This is a genomic window from Campylobacter sp. (genome assembly GCF_019423325.1).
Classification (GTDB): domain Bacteria; phylum Campylobacterota; class Campylobacteria; order Campylobacterales; family Campylobacteraceae; genus Campylobacter_B.
Genome location: NZ_JAHZBQ010000001.1, coordinates 559,054 through 576,451 on the forward strand (window position 1 = coordinate 559,054; position 17,398 = coordinate 576,451).

Here is a 17,398-nt window from a genome sequence, read left to right on the forward strand (position 1 = left end):
AAAATATGTCAAAAGGTAGTATCGGTGGATTTACGTTAGGCACGGTCATAGCCGTCGCACTATCGTGGGGAGCTAATAAAAGCATAATGTGGGCGATAATCCACGGATTTTTAAGTTGGTTATACGTGATTTATTATTTCCTACTGAGGTAAAATTTCATCGGCGGCGCGCCGTTTTACGCGCTAAATTTTAAAATTTATCAAGGATAAAAAATGAGCGAAAAAATAAAAATAGCGGTTTTGGGATACGGAAATTTAGGTCGCGGCGTAGAGCTTGCAGCGCGAAATAGCAAGGATCTGCAGCTTTCGGCGGTTTTTAGTCGCAGAAATCCAAGCGAGGTAAAAACATACGGCGCGCCGGTGTTTAGCGTGGATGAAATTTTATCACACAAGGACAAATTTGACGTTTTGGTGCTTTGCGGCGGTAGCGCGACGGATCTGCCGACGCAGACGCCCGAGTTTGCGCAGAGCTTTAACGTCGTAGATAGCTTCGATACGCACGCAAAAATACCTGAGCACTTCGCCGCGGTAGACGCCGCCGCCAAAAAAGGTGGAAACGTAGGTATCATCGCCGTTGGTTGGGATCCGGGTCTGTTTTCGCTAAATAGACTGTTCGGCGAGAGTGTGCTGCAAAACGGCAGCAGTTATACGTTTTGGGGTAAAGGCGTGAGCCAAGGCCACTCCGACGCTATCCGCAGGATCGAGGGCGTCGTGGATGCGCGCCAATACACCGTGCCGATAGAAAGCGCCTTAGAGCGAGTCCGTGCGGGCGAAAACCCAAATTTAACTACGCGCGAAAAGCACCTGCGCGAGTGCTACGTCGTAGCCGAAGAGGGCGCCGATAAAGCACGCATCGAGCAAGAGATAAAAACTATGCCAAACTACTTTGCCGACTACGACACGAGCGTGCATTTCGTGGGTCTTGCAACGCTTAAAAAAGAGCACGGCGGCATCCCTCACGGAGGATTCGTTTTGCGAAGCGGAGCGACGGGCGAGAGCGGCGAAAACAAGCACCTGATCGAGTTTTCGCTAAAACTCGACTCAAATCCAGAATTTACCGCAAGCGTGCTCGTAGCCTACGCCCGCGCGGCGTACCGCCTAGTAAAAAGGGGCGAGCGTGGCGCATTTAGCGTATTTGACATCGCTCCGGCGCTTCTTTCGCCAAAGAGCGCAGATGAGCTAAGGCGCGAAATTTTATAAATTTCTGGGGCGTTTCGGCGGAATTATGAACGAGGAAATCTAAGTGATAAAGATAGAAAATTTAAAGAAATTTTACGGAAAAACCTGCGTGATCGACGATGTGAGCCTGGAGGTGAAACAGGGCGAAATTTTTGCCATCGTCGGTCGCAGCGGCGCGGGTAAAAGTACTCTGCTGCGCTGCATAAACGGCCTTGAGGACTATCAAGAAGGAAGCCTTAAGGTAGAGGGCAGGGAGGTAAGAGAGCTAAGCGGCGCTCAGATCCGCGAGTTGCGCAAAAATATCGGTATGATTTTTCAGCACTTCGCGCTTATGAGCCGCCGCAGCGTCGCGCAAAACGTCGCCACGCCGTTAGCATTTTGGGGGTATTCGAAGGATCACACGAAGCGGCGCGTAGCCGAGCTTTTGGAGCTCGTGGGGCTTGCGGATAAAGCAAATGCCTATCCTAGCGAGCTTAGCGGCGGACAGAAGCAGCGCGTGGCGATTGCGCGCGCGCTTGCATTAAGCCCTAAAATTTTGCTTTCCGACGAGGCGACCTCGGCGCTTGATCCCAATACCACCGCGCAAATTTTATCGCTTCTGCGCCGCATCAATCGCGAGCTAGGCATCACGATCGTGCTCGTCACGCACGAGATGGAGGTCGTAAAGGGTATCGCGCAGCGCGCGATCCTGCTTAAGGGCGGGCGCGTGAGCAATTCTGGCGATATCGTCTCGCTGTTTCTGCACCCGGATGAGAATATGAAGGAATTTTTGGGCGAGGAGGAGGTGCTGCCCGCAAGCGGCGTGAATATCAGGCTCTTTTTCCCGCCCGCGGTTGCGTTTGACAGCGTGATCACGCATATGGCGCGCGCTTTGGAGATAAATTTTAATATCGTCTGGGGCAAGCTCGAGCGGCTTGATAAAAACGTCGTCGGAAGCCTCGTGATCAACGTGGAGCCCTCACACGTCGCGCGCGTGGAGGAGTTTATCAAAAACGCGGGCGTGATCTACGAGATCGTAAGCGAGGATGAGATCAAAAGCTGCGCCGCGATCTAGGTGCGATTTCGCGCCCTGTGCGCTTGCGCCGCACTAAATTTAAGGGCTTACGCGGTATAGCGAATTTAAAAGCTCGCGCGATGCTGCAAATTTAAAAGCTCGCGCGGCGTTTTAAATTTAATGACCGAGCCGTGGCATTATAAATTTAATCAGTTTCGCTGGAGGTTTAAATTTCTATCTCGCCGCGGTAAAGCAAGCTCGGTGATGCGCTGTTGGCGTGCGCTCTGGCTAGCTTTGATTCGCGTTTAGAATTTGACTAGCCATAGCGAGATGGTTTAAATTTCAGAGATCGCGACCGACCGAGCGCATTTAAGCCGCGCCGCGTTTGAAATTACAGGCGTTTAAATTTAAATTTGAATTTTTTGGAATTTCACACATACTTCACTTTTGCGGAAGTATAATTCCGCTAATTTCTTTTAAGGAGTACGTAATGAAAAAACTTACTTTGTTTGCGCTTAGTGCGCTATTTGCTGGCACTTTTGCCGTAGCTGCTGACATGGGCATGAAAGATGAGATGAAGGACGCCAATACATCAATGCATAATGGTGCGAAAGAGATGAAAGGCGACATGAAGGATATGCACAAGGATGCTATGAAAGAGGGTAAACATATGAAGGATGAGATGAAAGGCGAAATGAAAAAAGAGATGAAAAAAGAGATGTAGTGAGTAAAATTTTACTCGTAGATGACGATGAGACGCTTTGCGATCTCATCGGTGAATATCTAAAAGACGCGGGCTTTGACGTATGCGTTTGCAGCGACGCTCAAAGCGCCGCGGATCTTGCTTATGAACAAAAATTCGATCTTTTTATATTTGACGTAAAGATCCCCAAAGGCGACGGATTCTCACTTTTAAAAGAGCTGCGCAAGAGCGGAGATCGCACCCCCGCGATATTTGCCACCTCGCTAAATACACTTGATGACCTTGAGGTCGGTTTTAAAAGCGGCTGCGATGATTATCTCAAAAAACCTTATGAACTAAAAGAGCTACTACTGCGTGTTAATTCACTCATAAAGCGAAACTTCAGCCACAATTTTGGTGATTTTGTAACTATTGACGACGAGTTTAAATTTTACTTTGCAAGCAAAGAGCTACGCAGATCGGGCGTGCCCGTCACGCTTTCAAACAAAGAGCGCGAGCTGCTGGCGCTTTTTTTGCAAAATAAAAATAGGCTTTTGAGCAAGGATGAAATTTTCTCCGCGATCTACGCTTTTGATGAAACGCCTAGTGAAGAAGCGCTACGAACTTATATCAAAAATCTACGCCGCGTCCTAGGCGAAGAGCACATCATAAATCGCCGCAACGCAGGGTATCTGTATGTCTGAAAAGACTGCTTTAACGCTTAAAATTCTATCTTTATATCTCATTTCAAGCGCGTTATTTTTAGGATATTTTTTCAAGATAAATTACAGTATGAACGAAGCCGCGCTACTTTCGCACAGGATAAAAGAGCTAAAAGAGATCAAAATGATGATCTATATGAAAGCGAGCATGGACGGGCTGGAATCACTAGCGGACTTCGAGCGCGAAAAGGGTGTAAGCGCGTGTATATTTAAGCCAAACTCTGATGAAATTTACGGCTGTGACGGCGAACTTGGCGCACTTGATAAAGCGAAGCTAAAGGCGGAATTTATAAGTGGCGGAAGGCTAGGAATTTATGAGAATCTGCAAAATATGGAGGAGCGAAACGCCTTTTCCAAGGCTAAAATCATTCTGCTTGGAAGTAGCGTGCAGGGCGAAATTTTAACGCTTCGTATCAAAACAGCAGCGATGATGATAGCGCTTTTGAGCGTGATATTAGCCGTGGCGTTTTATCTGGTGCGGCTAGGCACAAAGCCGCTTTACGATAAGATTGACACGCTAAATCGCTTCATCAAGGATAGCACGCACGAGATCAACACTCCGCTTAGCATTATCTCTATGAGCGTCGAGACGATGCGGCACGCAGAGCTTGGAGAATACAACGCCAAGCGCGTCGCTAATATCGATCTTGCCGCCAAGACGCTTTCGCGCATCTACGAGGATCTCGTGTTTTTAACCTTCGGTATGAATAAGGAGGGCGAGATTAGCTTAATCGATCTAAAGAGCCTCGTCGCTTCGCGCTGCGAATACTTCGCGCCGTTTATTCAAAAGCGCAGACTAAGCCTTAAAACCGATCTTTCGGATGCGAGCATGAACGCAAATATTTATGAAATTTCGCGCCTGATCGACAATTTGCTAAGTAATGCCGTAAAATACGCCGATGCAGGCGGCTACGTGGATGTGCGGCTAAGGCACGGCGAGCTAGCGATCTCAAATAGCGGTGAAGGGATCGATAGGAAAAGGGGCGATGAAATTTTCAGGCGCTTTGCGCGCTTTAACTCAAGCGAGGGCGGCTTTGGAATCGGGCTTAGCATCGTAAGCGAGGTCTGCAAAAAATACTCCTTTTCTATCTCCTACGACAGCGTGCCGGGCGAGATAACGACCTTTCGCCTTACGTGGCGAGAGTAAAATTTTAAAATTTAGTGAAATTTAAAATTTAAAAGCGGTCGCTTGCGGTTTAAATTTAATCGTAGTTTGGTCGCTTAAATTCCGCGCAAAAAAGCTCTAATTGCTGGAGCGTTTAAATTTAATCGTCGCTTGTTTTTGTTCTAAAACGGAGCGCAGAATTTTATCGCCCGTCCGCTTTGCGCTCGTAAAATGACCCTGAAAGTTATTGGTGCGGAATTTTATTCGTCCGCGATTTTATAAAATTTAGTTTTTATTTCTCGATAGATATATCCAGTGGACTATATCGCTAAGCGAAATCACGACAAGCATACTCATAAACATCGAGGTGGCTGTGAAAAACGATATCCAGCCAAATAGGCTCTCTCTGCTCGCAAAAGTAGGAAATATCCGTCCGCTGCCTACTCTGTGTGGGATGCCGTTTATGGCAAAATCGGCGTAGAAATAATTGTTTAATGCCCAGTAAGCAAAAGGTATAGCGAGCAATATCACAAATAGCTGCGTCTTGACGGCGGGAAGCTCTTTTTTGTATAAGAATGTGGCGATCGGACAATACACGCAGCTTAGCGCGAAAGCCGTTAAAATAGGTACCCACATCGCTGCGACGTAAAATTCCGCAAGCTGCGTATGCGGGCTTATTTTGCCGATTGCGGCGATGTTTGGAAAAAACTGCTTCATAAATCCAACGAAGTCCGCGCATGCTGCGCTTACGTCCAAAATGTTTTCAGGTAGCACGAATACGCTAAGCGCCGTGATCGCAAATAGCGCAAAAACCGCCACGTAAAGTCGCCCGAAAAATTTAGTAAATTTCGTATCGGGATATGGCGCCTCTTGCTCTTACGCGCCTTGTGAATTTAGCAAATCGCTCATCGTTCGCTCCTTTAATAAAATTTGCGTGTCAAAACCCGGCTTGCGCTAAATTTTAAAATTTTGTGCCTTATCATTCGGTAAAATTTCACGACGAGGACTTGCTTTGGAATTTCGCGGTCAAATTTGAAATAAAATTTATTAAATTTAACCGAGCAATGCTTTTTTACAAACAAAGTCTCGCCGCTTCTAACGCGCAGTGATCTAGGCGGGGTTTGGGCGGCAGACCTGCTTGCGGTTGCTAGCCGAAGCAAAGTAAAAGGGAGCTTCGCAAGTATAGCCCCTTCCGCTCCGCCTCTTCCGAGAAAGAATTTAAGCCTTATCGGAAGCGACAAATAAAATTTAAACCCGCGCGTAGCGTAGCAATTTCTCGTATCGTCTTAGCCAGAAAGCCACTAAAATAAAGAAAGCCCTTTCATTTCACGCAAGCTCGCAGCCAAAACCTAAAATTTAATTGCCTAACGAAAAAGGCAAGTTGGCGTTGCTGCTCGCAAAATAACCGCAGAACCTCACTAGATAGAATTTAAAATTCCGAGTATTTCTGATAGTCGATCTGCGCGGAGTTTTTGTTGATCGTATCGACCGTAGCTTCAGCGATCGCAAGTTCCTCGTTGGTGGGGATTACGAGCGTTTTGATTTTACTATCCGCCGCGCTTAAATTTCTAATCGAGCCGGTATTTTTGGCGTTTTTTGTCGCATCGATTTCGATGCCGATATGAGCGAGCTTCTCGCAGACATTTTGTCTAAAATGCGGTGCATTCTCGCCGATACCGCCGGTAAAGATCAAAGCGTCCACTCGCCCGAGCACGGCATAATACGCCCCGATCATCTTAACGACGCTGTACACGAGCATCTCAAACGCGAGTTTCGCGCGTGGCTCGCCGCCCTCCATCTTTTCATAGACCTTTCGCAGATCGCTCGCACCGCAGATGCCCAGAAGCCCGCTTTTTTTGTTCATTATGGCGTCCATATCCTGCGCGTTGTAGCCCGCGACGCGCTCGATGTATGGGATGATAGCGGGATCGATCGAGCCGCATCTGGTGCCCATGATGATGCCTTCAAGCGGCGTTAGCCCCATTGAGGTGTCGATGCATTTGCCGTTTTCTATGGCGCTCACGCTCGAGCCGTTGCCAAGATGTAGCGTAATGGCGTTGAAGTTTTCGTATTTTTTACGCAAAAATTTCGCTCCCATCGTCGAGACGAACCAATGCGATGTGCCGTGCGCGCCGTAGCGGCGAACCTTATATTTTTCGTAGAATTCATACGGCAGCGCGTACATATACGCATACGGTGGGATACTTTGATGAAATATTGTATCGAAAACCGCGACGTTTGGAATTTTAGGAGCGATCTTTAGGCAGGATTTGATGCCTGCTAAATTCGCGGGATTGTGTAGCGGTGCAAGCGGCGCAAGCTCGGCTATTTTAGCCATTACATCCTCATCTATGAGCGCAGGAGCGTCGAAATAATCCGCGCCCTGAACGATGCGGTGTCCGATGCCGCCTACTTGAGTTAGATCTTTGATTACTCCGCTTTGTTTTAAAAGATCAATCGCGATTGCGATCGCGGTTTCGTGATTTGGAATTTGCTCGTTTTCAACCTTTATGTTTCGTCCATTGGCGCAATTGATACTTCCGCTTGCGTGCGTAGAGCCGATCTCCTCGATGAGCCCACTTGCGATGCAGGCGTGATTTAGCATATCGTGGAATTTAAATTTAACCGAGCTCGAGCCGGAATTTATGACTAGGATATCCATTAATTCCCTCCTGCTTGAATGGCGCTGATAAGTATCGTGTTTACGATATCGGCGACCTTGCAGCCGCGGCTTAGATCGTTTACCGGCTTTTTTAAGCCCTGCAAGATCGGTCCAATCGCCACGGCGCCTGCGGTGCGCTGCACGGCTTTGTAACAGATATTTCCGCAGTTAAGATCAGGGAAGATAAATACGTTCGCGCGCCCTGCGACCGCGGAGCCTGGCATCTTTTTCTTAGCTACCGCCGCATCAACCGCTGCGTCGAATTGCAGCGGTCCGTCGATTAAAAGCTCCGGCGCCTTTTCGCGCGCTTTTTGCGTTGCAGTTTTTATGAATTCCACGTTTTCACCGCTACCGCTGTCGCCGCTGGAGTAGCTTAGCATCGCCACACGCGGCTCAAACCCGAACGCCTTTGCGGTCGCGGCGCTTGAGATCGCGATACCTGCCAGATACTCTGCGCTCGGGCTCGGCGCTACGGCGCAGTCCGCAAAAAGCATAGCCTGCGTATCCAGGCACATTATAAATGCGCCGCTGACGCTTGCGATGCCGGGCTTTGTCTTGATTATCTGAAGCGCGGGGCGGATCGTCTCAGCAGTAGTCGTGCTTGCGCCGCTTACCATCGCATCGGCTAGCCCTTCATACACGAGCATCGTGCCGAAGTAGGTGCGATCGCGAATGAGATCGCGCGCCTGAGCCTCGCTCATGCCCTTTGCCTTGCGAAGCTCATATAGATCGCGCGCAAATTTTTCCAAGCTCGCATCCGTCTGCGGATCTAAAATTTTAACGCCGCTTAGATCGAGACCTAGCTTGTTTGCGCTTTTTTGCACTTCGTCTTTGCGCCCTAAAAGGATCAAATTTGCCGCGCCGCTTTGCTTTATGATCGCGGCTGCGCGCAGAATTCTCTCATCGTCGCTTTCTGGAAGCACGACTGTTTTAACGTTCGCGCGAGCCTTGGCGTAGAGCTTGCTTTCAAATTTCAACGGGGTTAGAATTTCACAGCGCGTGGAGTTTGCGGCGTCAGTGAAGTAGCTTTTGTCGGCAACGACTTTATCAAGCTCTATCGCGCCGCTTTGACAAGCGGAATTTTCGTCGTGAAATTTTGCATCACTTTCGCAAGCGGAATTTTTGCCGCAAAGCTCCGATTTTTTAGAATTTGCACCCTCTTGTGCAGGTCTTAGCGCGGAAAATGAAATTTTATCCTCATATATGCTGGCAAAGCTTACCGCTTTTGCTGCGGCGATCGAGTGCGTGCCGATGCGCGCGGCAATTTCGTTAGGATAAAATCCGCAAACGGGGATATTTAGATCCTTTGCGATTTGTAAATTTAGCTCGCGCAGATCGGCTCCCGCTACGCCGCGAACCAGCACAAAATTACACTGCTTTAAAATCTGTGCAAAGCGCTCTATCGCCGCCTTTCGCACGCGCTCATCCTGCCCGTCCGCGAGTGCTTTTTCAAGCTCACTCCTGCTAAAAAGGGCATTGTCGCCAGCGATGCAAAGTTGCAAAACGTTGTGAAAGCTCATGGATAAAATTTTATCTAGTTTTTTTAGCTCGGATTGATAGGCGGCGGGTTCGTCGCATAGGAGCAAAATTCCGTTCATCGGTTGATCCTTTGAAATAAGATAGGCAATTGTAGCAAAATTTTGCTTGCGTGTTAATCAAAGATTTATCGTGAGGGTTTAGAATTTGGTAACTTTCAACAAAGGAGCGCACATGAAAAATTTAGTGATTTTGGCTCTTTTAGTGAGCCTCGCCTTGGCGAAAATCAACATAAACGAAGCTAGTCGCTACGAGCTGATGACGATCGGCGGACTTGATGCGGGTAGGGCGGATATGCTTATGCAATACCGCCAAAAGCGCGAAATTTCAAGTGCAGATGAGCTAAAGGGCATCAACGGCTTTGCAAGTTACGATACCGCCAAATTGCAGAAGAGCTTTGAAATATCGCCTAGAGCTAACGTGCAGCAGCCGGTGCAGCCTGATCGCGATATAGTCGTGGTCGAAAAGACCCGCACCCGCACGGTTTATGGAGGCTCTACTTATAGGCGCGTGGAAAATTACGGAAACGGCATCACGATCACAGAGACCGGCACTTTTCCGCCACCTCCTCCTCGAGGATATGGTGGGCACGGCGGCATGATGCCGCCTCCTCCCCCGCCTCCTGGCGGCATGCCACCACCTCCGCACGGAGGTATAAAACCACCTCCTCCACCGCCACCTCCGCGTGATGATTATTCTCGCAAGAGAAGTTCTGACAGTATGAGCGATAGCGAGATTGGCGGAAGCTCGCGCCGTAACATGCCGGTGCCTATGCATATGGGAACGATCCGCTCAAAAAGATCCAGTAGCGTCACAAGCTTCGGCAATTGCGATCCGCAAAGCGGCGACTGCGTTAGCGTCGGCGTGCAATAAGGGTTTTAAAATTTAATTTTACGCAGGCGGGATTTTATAATTTTATAATCGAGATTCCGCCCGCCCTAAATTTACGGCTAAATTTTAAAATTTCGTAGCTATGGAATTTCAAATTTACGCTGGCATCGCTTTGCGCTACGATAAAATTCCAAAAAATTTTATAAATTTAATCAGCAGCTTGCGTGGTAAAATTTCAAGCTAAAATTTTACGTTAAAAGTTCCGTGCCGCGTTTGGTCGAAACAAATCTGCACTTTAAAATTTTAAATCCGAACATCCCGTCCGTTTTAAATTTATGGCTAAATTTTAAATTTGCCTTTTCACTCTTTCTAAATTCCGAAATTTTGCCCCAGTCTGCGCCGTTATTAAATTTGAAATTCGACCCGATTTAACGCCTAAAATTCGTGAAATTTAATTTACAAAATAATATAATCACAAAATTATTCCAACGAAACAGGATGGGCGTATGAAAGAAATTAGCGGATCGCAGATGATCGTGGAGGCGTTGCGGCAGGAAGGGGTAGAGGTTGTTTTCGGCTATCCGGGCGGCGCGGCGCTAAACATTTATGATGAAATTTACAAACAAAAATACTTCAGACATATTTTGGTGCGCCACGAGCAGGCCGCGGCGATGGCTGCGGACGGATATGCGCGCGCTAGCGGCAAGGTCGGCGTGGCCGTCGTCACGAGCGGTCCTGGATTTACGAACGCACTTACAGGGCTTGCTACGGCGTATAGCGATAGCATCCCGATCGTGCTTATCAGCGGGCAGGTGGCGACCTCGCTCATCGGTACCGACGCTTTTCAAGAGATCGATGCGATTGGAATTTCACGCCCCTGCGTCAAACATAACTATCTAGTTAAGACGATCGAAGAGCTGCCTAGAATTTTAAAAGAGGCTTTTTACATCGCTCGCAGCGGCAGACCTGGACCCGTGCACGTCGATATTCCCAAAGACGTAACGGCGAAGCTTGGTGTTTTTGAATATCCTAGCGAAATCAAGATGCAGACTTACAAGCCGAACTATAAGGGCAATTCTAAACAGATCAAAAAAGCCGTCGAGCTAATCGCTAATTCCAAAAAACCTATCCTCTACATCGGCGGCGGCGTCATCAGCGCGGGCGCAAGCGAGCTGGTTCGCGAGCTTAGCGAGTTTGCGCAGATTCCGGTCGTTGAAACACTTATGGCGCTGGGAGCCGTGCGAAGCGATAATAAAAACTGCCTCGGTATGGTAGGAATGCACGGCAGCTATGCCGCAAATATGGCGCTTAGCGAGTCTGATCTGATAATTTGCTTGGGCGCGAGATTTGACGATCGCGTCACCGGCAAGCTTAGCGAATTCGGCAAAAACGCCAAGATCATCCACGTCGATATCGATCCTAGCTCGATCTCAAAGATTATAAACGCGGATTATCCGATCGTTGGCGACGTGAAGTCGGTGCTAGAGGAGATGCTGCCGCGCATTAAAAGCGAGGTCAGCCCTAAAAATTTCGAGCAGTGGCGCGAGCTCATCCGCAAATACGATGAAATTCACCCGCTTAAATTTAACGACAGCGATGAAATTTTAAAGCCGCAGTGGGTTATCCAAAGTACCGCAAAAATCGCGGGCGAGGACGCTATTATCGCTACGGACGTGGGACAGCATCAGATGTGGGTCGCGCAGTTTTATCCGTTTTGCAAGCCGCGCACTCTACTAAGTAGCGGTGGGCAGGGCACGATGGGATACGGCCTTCCTGCGGCATTGGGCGCGAAGGCTTATACGGAAGATAGACCGGTTATAAATTTCAGCGGCGACGGCTCGATTTTGATGAATATCCAAGAGCTGATGACTGCTAGCGCGAGCGGCCTAAACGTCGTAAATATCGTATTAAACAACAATTTCTTAGGCATGGTACGGCAGTGGCAGAGCTTATTTTACGGGCAGCGCTTCTCATCGACCGATCTTAGCTCGCAGCCCGATTTCGTAAAGCTTGTCGAGGGCTTCGGCGGCGTGGGCTTTAGCGTTAGCACAAAAGCGGAATTTGAAGATGCGCTGAAGCAGGCTCTTGCGAGTAAGAAAGTAAGCGTCATCGAGGCTAAGATCGATCGCTTCGAAAACGTCTGGCCGATGGTGCCCGCAGGCGGCGCGCTTTATAATATGATTTTTGAGCAGGAGTCGTAAAGATGAATAGCATAAGAAGAGTAATATCGGTCGTCGTTACCGATGAGCACGGCGTTTTGTCGCGGATCTCGGGGCTTTTTGCGGGGCGCGGCTATAATATCGACAGCCTTACCGTTGCACCGATCCCAAATACCGGTCTATCGCGCCTTAGCATCGTCACTTCGGGCGACGAGCGCGTCATAGAGCAGATCACTAAGCAGCTTCATAAACTGATCCCCGTCTACAAGGTCATTGAGGATGCAAAATTTGTCGAAAAGGAGATGGTTTTGGTAAAGATCGCGCTGAGCGAAAATTTAGCGGGGCTTGATGCCGTTTTAAAAGCCTACAACGGTAGCATCGCAAACAGCGACGACAGCAAGATCGTCATTATGGCGTGCGACGACGCAGACCGCATCGACGGATTTTTAAAGACGATAAAAAAATACAATCCGATCGACATTGTACGCGGCGGCAGCGTCGCACTGGATATGTAAGCGGCGATAAAATTTAATCAAAGGAGCGCAAATGAAATTATCAAAAATTGCCGAAATTTTAAACATAGAGCTTAGCGGAGCGGATGCGGAGATTACCGCGATAAATTCGCTTCAAAACGCAAGGCAAAGCGAGCTGAGCTACTGCGATAGCGACAAAAACGAGAAATTTTTATCCGCCACCAAAGCGGCCGCCGTATTGGTAAAGTGCGGCACCGCGGTTCCAAGCGGCGTGCGAGCGCTGGAGTGCGAAAATCCGCATCTAGCTTTTGCGATCTTAAGCGCGCATTTTGCCAAGCCCCTCATTCGCAGCGGTGCGCCCGCAAAGATCGCCGCTAGTGCGCAGATCGGGCAGAACGTGCATATCGGCGCAAATTCTACGATCGGCGAGGATTGCGTCATTTTAAGCGGCGCGTATATCGGCGATGACGTGCATATCGGAAGCGGCTGCGTGATCCACGCAAACGCCGTCATCTACAATGACGCGATCATCGGCGAGCGCTGCATAATCCACGCAAACGCCGTCATCGGAAGCGACGGCTTCGGTTACGCGCACACCAAAATGGGCGAGCACGTTAAAATTTATCACAACGGCAACGTCGTGCTGCAAGACGAGGTCGAAATCGGCGCGTGCACGACGATCGACCGCGCGGTGTTCGGCTCGACGATCGTTAAGCGCGGCAGCAAGATCGACAATCTCGTTCAGATCGGGCACAACTGCGAGCTTGGGCAAAACTGCCTCATCGTCTCTCAGGTGGGGCTTGCGGGCTCGACGACGCTCGGACGCAACGTCGTGATGGGCGGACAGAGCGGAAGCGGCGGGCACGTAAGCGTGGGTGATTTCGTGCAGATCGCGGCGCGCGGTGGCATAAGCAAGGATTTAGCGGGCGGTAAAAACTACGCGGGGCATCCTATAATGGAGCTTAGCGAGTGGTTCAAGCTGCAGGCTAAGATCGTTAGATTTTTTAAAGATAAAAAGCACTAGCCTGACTTGCCTTGATCGGTTCGGTCGATCGGTTTGATTTGATCGTTTTGATCGTTCGCTCTGATCGACTCCTCTAGCTAGCTTAATCTAGCAGGCTCGCGTCGTTTTAGTGAAGTTTAAAACCGTCAGGCAGTTGGTGATTATGGGGCGGTTTGCGCTGCCATCTAGCCTAGGCTTCAGCGTAGCTTGCGACCGCCGCGGCGATAAATTTTTACCATTTTATCGGTAGAATTCCGCCCGCACCATTTTTTGTCATGCGCTTGCTTTGTGGGCGCGGTAGAATTTACTCTGCTAGTTTGGGTCGCATTGCTCGCAGTCATTGCGGCAAAGCTTTACGAGCGCTTTAAATCAGCGCAAATTTAATTAAAGGAAAAACGATGATGGAGATGTTTTTATGCTCCTATTTTGCGGGCGCGGCGACGCTTTTTGAGGACTATGCGAGGCAAAATATCCGTGCCAAGGAGGTACTTTTTATCCCGACTGCGGCAAACGTCGAGGAGTACCGAGACTACGTGGACGAGGCGAAAGAGGCGTTTGCCAAAATGGGCTTTGAGGTTCAAATTTTAGACGTTTCCAAAGCGAGCGAGACCGAAGCGAAAGCAAAAATCGGCGCGGCGCAGGTGCTTTACGTAAGCGGCGGCAACACCTTTTATCTTTTGCGCGAGCTTAAAAAGAAGGATCTGGTAGCCCTCATCGCAGATCGCGTCCGAAGCGGCGAGCTCATCTACGTGGGCGAGTCGGCGGGCGCGATGATCGCGGCTCCTAGCGTGGAGTACGCGAGTTTGATGGACGATGCTGGCGACTACGGGGCGGCGGCGCAAACGGGGCTTGATCTGGTGAAATTTTACCCCGTGCCGCACTACGGCGAGGAGCCGTTCGTGCAAAGCGCGGCTGAAATTTTAAAAATTTACGGCGGCAAGCTAAATTTGGCGCCGATAAACAACACCGAGGCGATCGCGGTGCACGGCGATAAATTTGAAATTTTAGGGCGCGAAACTGCGGCGCGAAAGTAAAATTTAGTAATTAAACGCTTCGTAAAATTTACGCTTATATTTTCGCATAGGGCTACGAGGTGAAATTTTAACTTAGGTGCAGCGAGTCGCTAACGAATAAATTTAATCAAAGGATCAAAATGAAAATATTACTTATCAATGGCGGAGCACCTTTTAACGGCAAAGGCGGCAAGCTAAACAAAACTTTGCACGAGCTAGCCAAAAAGACGCTACAAGCCCTAGGGCACGAAACGCGCGAGACCACGATACATGAGGGCTACGATATAGAGGGCGAGGTAGAAAAATTTTTATGGATGGATGCCGTGATCTGGCAGATGCCCGCGTGGTGGATGGGCGAGCCTTGGCTAGTCAAAAAGTACGTAGACGAGGTGTTTATAGGCGGCATAGGCAAGATAGTGGCAAACGACGGCTACGGCACGGGCGGACTGATAAAGGGCAAATCGCACATGCTAAGCGTCACTTGGAATGCGCCGCTTCAAGCGTTTGACAAGCCAGGCGATTTTTTTGAAGGCGTGGGCGTGGACGGCGTTTATCTGCATTTTCATAAAGCCAACGAGTTTTTAGGCACGAAAAGGCTACCTACTTTTATGTGCAACGACGTCGTTAAAAACCCTGATGTAGAGCGTTTTATGAGAGATTACGAAGCGCATCTAAAAATGGTTTTCGGCTAGCCTTGACGGACTCAAACGAGTTTATCTACTCGCAATACAGCGCCAGATGAGCTAAAGCGGATTTATAAGATCGCTTCTTAAGCCGGATATTACGTCGTTTGTGAAATTTTAAAATAATGCCAAGCAGTACTTGTTCGAGTGTGGCTTGCGACGCGCGAGGTTTTCGTAAATCGCGAGATTCGAGCTTTGCTCGGCTGACTGACACTGCGTGATGTGCAGGAGGTGTGAAATTTGCGGCGTTGCGGCGTGAAATTTCGAGTCTTGCGGCGCGCGATTTATGCAGTCACTATATAAAATTTCATACGGCTGTCGCAGCTTTTAAGTCTGTGTGAAATAAAACTTGCGAAACGACGTGGCATTTTGCGATCGTTTTAAATTTTGCAAATGCGCTGTATTTTAGCTCGGCGCGAGATAAAATTTTACGCGGCGCACTTTTATGTGATGTACGCGTCTGGCTTGCCGTTGCTCGTTAGTGCCATGTCAGCGAGTGCCTAAGCATGGATAGCGCGATGGCTGGCTCGTGTAACTATTAGCGTGCCGTTTGTGCTGCTAGTGGCTTTAAGAGGTGCGATGTTTATTTACAGGGGAAGAGATGCTAAAAATCGATATGCTTAAATTCTTTCGCTCGGGCGAGTTTGCAGGCGTAGAAAGGGGCTTGAGCCGCGCGCAGACCATCGCGATGTTCGGCCCTGCGGGCGCGAGCTTTAAGAGTGCTGGAGCTGAAATTTTAAGATATGGCGCCTTTTGGGTTTCACTTTTTTTCGGGACGAAATTTTTATGATCTTTTCGGGTCATTTCAGAAGCGAGCCTTTGGATTTCGGCGGCGCAAGGGCGGGGCAAATCGAAATAGAGCCTTGGATATTATCGGGCTGTCCTGCTCCTATCGATCTTGCGGCGGCAAAAGGCGCTTTAAATCGCGAGCATATCGAGTATCGCGAGCGCGCAACGGATGAGGGTTTGAAGCTAAGCTTAAGCAGCGGCGTTACGCTTGCGTTTGAAAGCTTGAGCGTGCGCGGCTACGAGCTTGCCGCATTTTGGATGAAATTTTAGTGGAATTTAAAAAGAGAAATATTTCTTTCGCGCGCTTTTTAAATTTAGCTTTTAAATTTACTCTTTGTCGAATGAAAATGAATGAAAATCCAAGCTAAATTTCGGCAAAAGCGGCGCCTTGTATTGCGCACAGCACTGGAAAAAACCGAGCCGTATTAGCTGCAGAAGTGCGGATTTAAAGATCGCGATAGCTTATAGCGACGCAGCTCTGCTTTTCTGCCGCTACGGCGCGCCAGGATGAAGCGCCGAAATAAAATTTAAACAAAAGAGAATTCGATGTTTTTTGATACAAAATACGATGAAAAAAAAGATTGCTAGCTTTAATCAGATGAATACGCTTTTAAGATGCGTGCTGCTGTTTTTTATCCTTGGCGCGGGTGCGGCGCTGTATATGTCCTACACCGCGGTGCTACCGTCTAGCCCAGAGGATTTGCAGACCATAGAGGGGCGCGTCATATATGTGCAAACGAATAAGAGCAGAGGAGCTAGTTACTATAGGTTAAATTTAGTGGATAGCGAGCTTAAGCAGAGGCGTTTTTCTTTAGATGTTTACCGGTACACAGATAGACGGATACAGGGCTGCGATATACGACAAGGATGTAAAAATTTGGTACCAAAGGATCGGGGGCGATACCGACCTTGCACGGCAGATCGCCCTTAAAGACGGGCAAATGGTTTTAAAATACGATTATGCTTTTGCAGCCAGATTTTATTACAATACCATATCCGATTCCTATAAAATCACATATTTGAAATGGGGCAGCGGTGCGCTTGCGTTTTTGATCGTTCAGATCGTTTTGACTCGGATAGCGAGGAGAAAATGCCGCGCCAAATGGGGTTACTACGAAAAACCTACGAATAAAATTTAAAATCGGTCGTCGCCGAATAAATTTAGGCAAAATTTTAACCCGGTAAAATTTCTGATCGGCTTTTGCGCGCTGATTAAATTTATGTGCCAGTTACGCCGCGAAATTTAAATCTTAAATTTAAATAGCGAAATCAGAAAAGTGAAATCGCGGTTTAAATTTTACTTTTTAAAATCGTTTTGAAAACGGCGGGTAGAGACCAGAGTTTTATCACGGAATTTTGTTTTTGGCAACTCTTGCGGGGAGCGACAGAAGCGCACGCTCTTTATTTTTTACTTGCGCGGTCAAGTTGGTACTTTAAATTCTCGCCTTGAAACAGCGGTTTGGCTGTCGATGTAATCTTAGTCACAAACTCATACTTTAAAATTTAGCTTTAGTGAAATGGCAGTGCAGCTTAAGCGTAAATTTTATCGTTGCGCCTCGGCGGTATCT

At 48.5% G+C, this 17,398-nt stretch carries 18 protein-coding genes; 15 read left to right on the top strand and 3 right to left on the bottom strand.

What is annotated here, in order from left to right; genetic code table 11:
- Positions 1–5: 5 nt before the first annotated feature.
- From QZ367_RS02540 to QZ367_RS02565, 6 genes are all read left to right on the top strand, one after another.
- Positions 6–152 carry a hypothetical protein gene (locus tag QZ367_RS02540; protein WP_169748464.1) on the top strand — a complete coding sequence of 49 codons (147 nt, stop codon included), beginning with the start codon at positions 6–8 and terminating at the stop codon, positions 150–152.
- Positions 153–212: 60 nt separating this feature from the next.
- The gene (locus tag QZ367_RS02545) at positions 213–1,199 is read left to right on the top strand and encodes a diaminopimelate dehydrogenase (protein WP_291936943.1); all 987 of its coding nucleotides are present in this window, start codon (positions 213–215) and stop codon (positions 1,197–1,199) included.
- Positions 1,200–1,242: 43 nt separating this feature from the next.
- Positions 1,243–2,232: a methionine ABC transporter ATP-binding protein gene (locus QZ367_RS02550; protein ID WP_291936946.1), complete on the top strand. Its 990-nt coding sequence runs from the start codon at positions 1,243–1,245 to the stop codon at positions 2,230–2,232.
- 430 nt (positions 2,233–2,662) lie between these two features.
- A complete protein-coding gene (locus QZ367_RS02555; RefSeq protein WP_291936948.1) occupies positions 2,663–2,896 on the top strand; it encodes a hypothetical protein in 234 nt (77 codons plus the stop codon).
- On the top strand, positions 2,896–3,558 hold the full coding sequence (locus QZ367_RS02560; protein ID WP_291936950.1) for a response regulator transcription factor: 663 nt from the start codon (positions 2,896–2,898) through the stop codon (positions 3,556–3,558). Before QZ367_RS02555 ends, QZ367_RS02560 begins: the two co-directional genes overlap by 1 nt.
- Positions 3,551–4,723 carry a HAMP domain-containing sensor histidine kinase gene (locus QZ367_RS02565; RefSeq protein WP_291936953.1) on the top strand — a complete coding sequence of 391 codons (1,173 nt, stop codon included), beginning with the start codon at positions 3,551–3,553 and terminating at the stop codon, positions 4,721–4,723. Before QZ367_RS02560 ends, QZ367_RS02565 begins: the two co-directional genes overlap by 8 nt.
- A 243-nt stretch (positions 4,724–4,966) precedes the next feature.
- Here QZ367_RS02565 and QZ367_RS02570 read toward each other — a convergent pair whose 3' ends face one another.
- The 3 genes from QZ367_RS02570 to pta all read right to left on the bottom strand — a co-directional run bounded on the left by QZ367_RS02570 (position 4,967) and on the right by pta (position 8,941).
- Positions 4,967–5,500: a hypothetical protein gene (locus QZ367_RS02570; protein WP_291936958.1), complete on the bottom strand. Its 534-nt coding sequence runs from the start codon at positions 5,498–5,500 to the stop codon at positions 4,967–4,969.
- Positions 5,501–6,110: 610 nt separating this feature from the next.
- Positions 6,111–7,343: an acetate kinase gene (locus tag QZ367_RS02575; RefSeq protein ID WP_291936960.1), complete on the bottom strand. Its 1,233-nt coding sequence runs from the start codon at positions 7,341–7,343 to the stop codon at positions 6,111–6,113.
- Entirely contained in the window at positions 7,343–8,941 is a 1,599-nt protein-coding gene (gene pta / locus QZ367_RS02580) for a phosphate acetyltransferase (RefSeq protein WP_291936963.1), read from the bottom strand. Before pta ends, QZ367_RS02575 begins: the two co-directional genes overlap by 1 nt.
- Positions 8,942–9,053: 112 nt before the next feature.
- On the opposite strand from pta, the gene QZ367_RS02585 reads away from it, so the two are divergent.
- From QZ367_RS02585 to QZ367_RS02625, 9 genes are all read left to right on the top strand, one after another.
- Entirely contained in the window at positions 9,054–9,752 is a 699-nt protein-coding gene (locus QZ367_RS02585; protein WP_291936966.1) for a helix-hairpin-helix domain-containing protein, read from the top strand.
- A gap of 464 nt (positions 9,753–10,216) precedes the next feature.
- Positions 10,217–11,911, top strand: coding sequence for an acetolactate synthase large subunit (locus QZ367_RS02590; RefSeq protein ID WP_291936969.1), 1,695 nt, complete (start codon positions 10,217–10,219; stop codon positions 11,909–11,911).
- Positions 11,912–11,913: 2 nt separating this feature from the next.
- Positions 11,914–12,384, top strand: coding sequence for an acetolactate synthase small subunit (ilvN, locus tag QZ367_RS02595; RefSeq protein WP_291936972.1), 471 nt, complete (start codon positions 11,914–11,916; stop codon positions 12,382–12,384).
- Between the two features lie 31 nt (positions 12,385–12,415).
- Positions 12,416–13,366 carry a UDP-3-O-(3-hydroxymyristoyl)glucosamine N-acyltransferase gene (gene lpxD, locus QZ367_RS02600; protein ID WP_291936974.1) on the top strand — a complete coding sequence of 317 codons (951 nt, stop codon included), beginning with the start codon at positions 12,416–12,418 and terminating at the stop codon, positions 13,364–13,366.
- Positions 13,367–13,743: 377 nt separating this feature from the next.
- Positions 13,744–14,379 (top strand): Type 1 glutamine amidotransferase-like domain-containing protein, encoded by a 636-nt coding sequence (locus QZ367_RS02605; RefSeq protein ID WP_291936977.1) that lies wholly within the window; start codon positions 13,744–13,746, stop codon positions 14,377–14,379.
- A 119-nt stretch (positions 14,380–14,498) separates the two neighbouring features.
- Entirely contained in the window at positions 14,499–15,050 is a 552-nt protein-coding gene (locus QZ367_RS02610; RefSeq protein WP_291936979.1) for an NAD(P)H-dependent oxidoreductase, read from the top strand.
- Between the two features lie 592 nt (positions 15,051–15,642).
- Positions 15,643–15,831, top strand: coding sequence for a hypothetical protein (locus QZ367_RS02615; protein WP_291936983.1), 189 nt, complete (start codon positions 15,643–15,645; stop codon positions 15,829–15,831).
- On the top strand, positions 15,795–16,100 hold the full coding sequence (locus QZ367_RS02620) for a hypothetical protein (protein WP_291936986.1): 306 nt from the start codon (positions 15,795–15,797) through the stop codon (positions 16,098–16,100). Before QZ367_RS02615 ends, QZ367_RS02620 begins: the two co-directional genes overlap by 37 nt.
- Before the next feature lie 545 nt (positions 16,101–16,645).
- Positions 16,646–16,969: a hypothetical protein gene (locus QZ367_RS02625; protein WP_291936989.1), complete on the top strand. Its 324-nt coding sequence runs from the start codon at positions 16,646–16,648 to the stop codon at positions 16,967–16,969.
- Positions 16,970–17,398: the final 429 nt, after the last annotated feature.

What these genes read in the sequence shown, in the direction of transcription:
- pta (WP_291936963.1), bottom strand. Translation starts at nt 8,941, where the DNA reads ATGAACGGAATTTTGCTCCTATGCGACGAACCCGCCGCCTATCAATCC.
- QZ367_RS02605 (WP_291936977.1), top strand. Translation starts at nt 13,744, where the DNA reads ATGATGGAGATGTTTTTATGCTCCTATTTTGCGGGCGCGGCGACGCTT.
- QZ367_RS02565 (WP_291936953.1), top strand. Translation starts at nt 3,551, where the DNA reads ATGTCTGAAAAGACTGCTTTAACGCTTAAAATTCTATCTTTATATCTC.
- ilvN (WP_291936972.1), top strand. Translation starts at nt 11,914, where the DNA reads ATGAATAGCATAAGAAGAGTAATATCGGTCGTCGTTACCGATGAGCAC.
- QZ367_RS02590 (WP_291936969.1), top strand. Translation starts at nt 10,217, where the DNA reads ATGAAAGAAATTAGCGGATCGCAGATGATCGTGGAGGCGTTGCGGCAG.
- QZ367_RS02575 (WP_291936960.1), bottom strand. Translation starts at nt 7,343, where the DNA reads ATGGATATCCTAGTCATAAATTCCGGCTCGAGCTCGGTTAAATTTAAA.
- QZ367_RS02540 (WP_169748464.1), top strand. Translation starts at nt 6, where the DNA reads ATGTCAAAAGGTAGTATCGGTGGATTTACGTTAGGCACGGTCATAGCC.
- QZ367_RS02555 (WP_291936948.1), top strand. Translation starts at nt 2,663, where the DNA reads ATGAAAAAACTTACTTTGTTTGCGCTTAGTGCGCTATTTGCTGGCACT.
- QZ367_RS02625 (WP_291936989.1), top strand. Translation starts at nt 16,646, where the DNA reads ATGTTTACCGGTACACAGATAGACGGATACAGGGCTGCGATATACGAC.
- QZ367_RS02585 (WP_291936966.1), top strand. Translation starts at nt 9,054, where the DNA reads ATGAAAAATTTAGTGATTTTGGCTCTTTTAGTGAGCCTCGCCTTGGCG.
- QZ367_RS02545 (WP_291936943.1), top strand. Translation starts at nt 213, where the DNA reads ATGAGCGAAAAAATAAAAATAGCGGTTTTGGGATACGGAAATTTAGGT.
- lpxD (WP_291936974.1), top strand. Translation starts at nt 12,416, where the DNA reads ATGAAATTATCAAAAATTGCCGAAATTTTAAACATAGAGCTTAGCGGA.
- QZ367_RS02610 (WP_291936979.1), top strand. Translation starts at nt 14,499, where the DNA reads ATGAAAATATTACTTATCAATGGCGGAGCACCTTTTAACGGCAAAGGC.
- QZ367_RS02615 (WP_291936983.1), top strand. Translation starts at nt 15,643, where the DNA reads ATGCTAAAAATCGATATGCTTAAATTCTTTCGCTCGGGCGAGTTTGCA.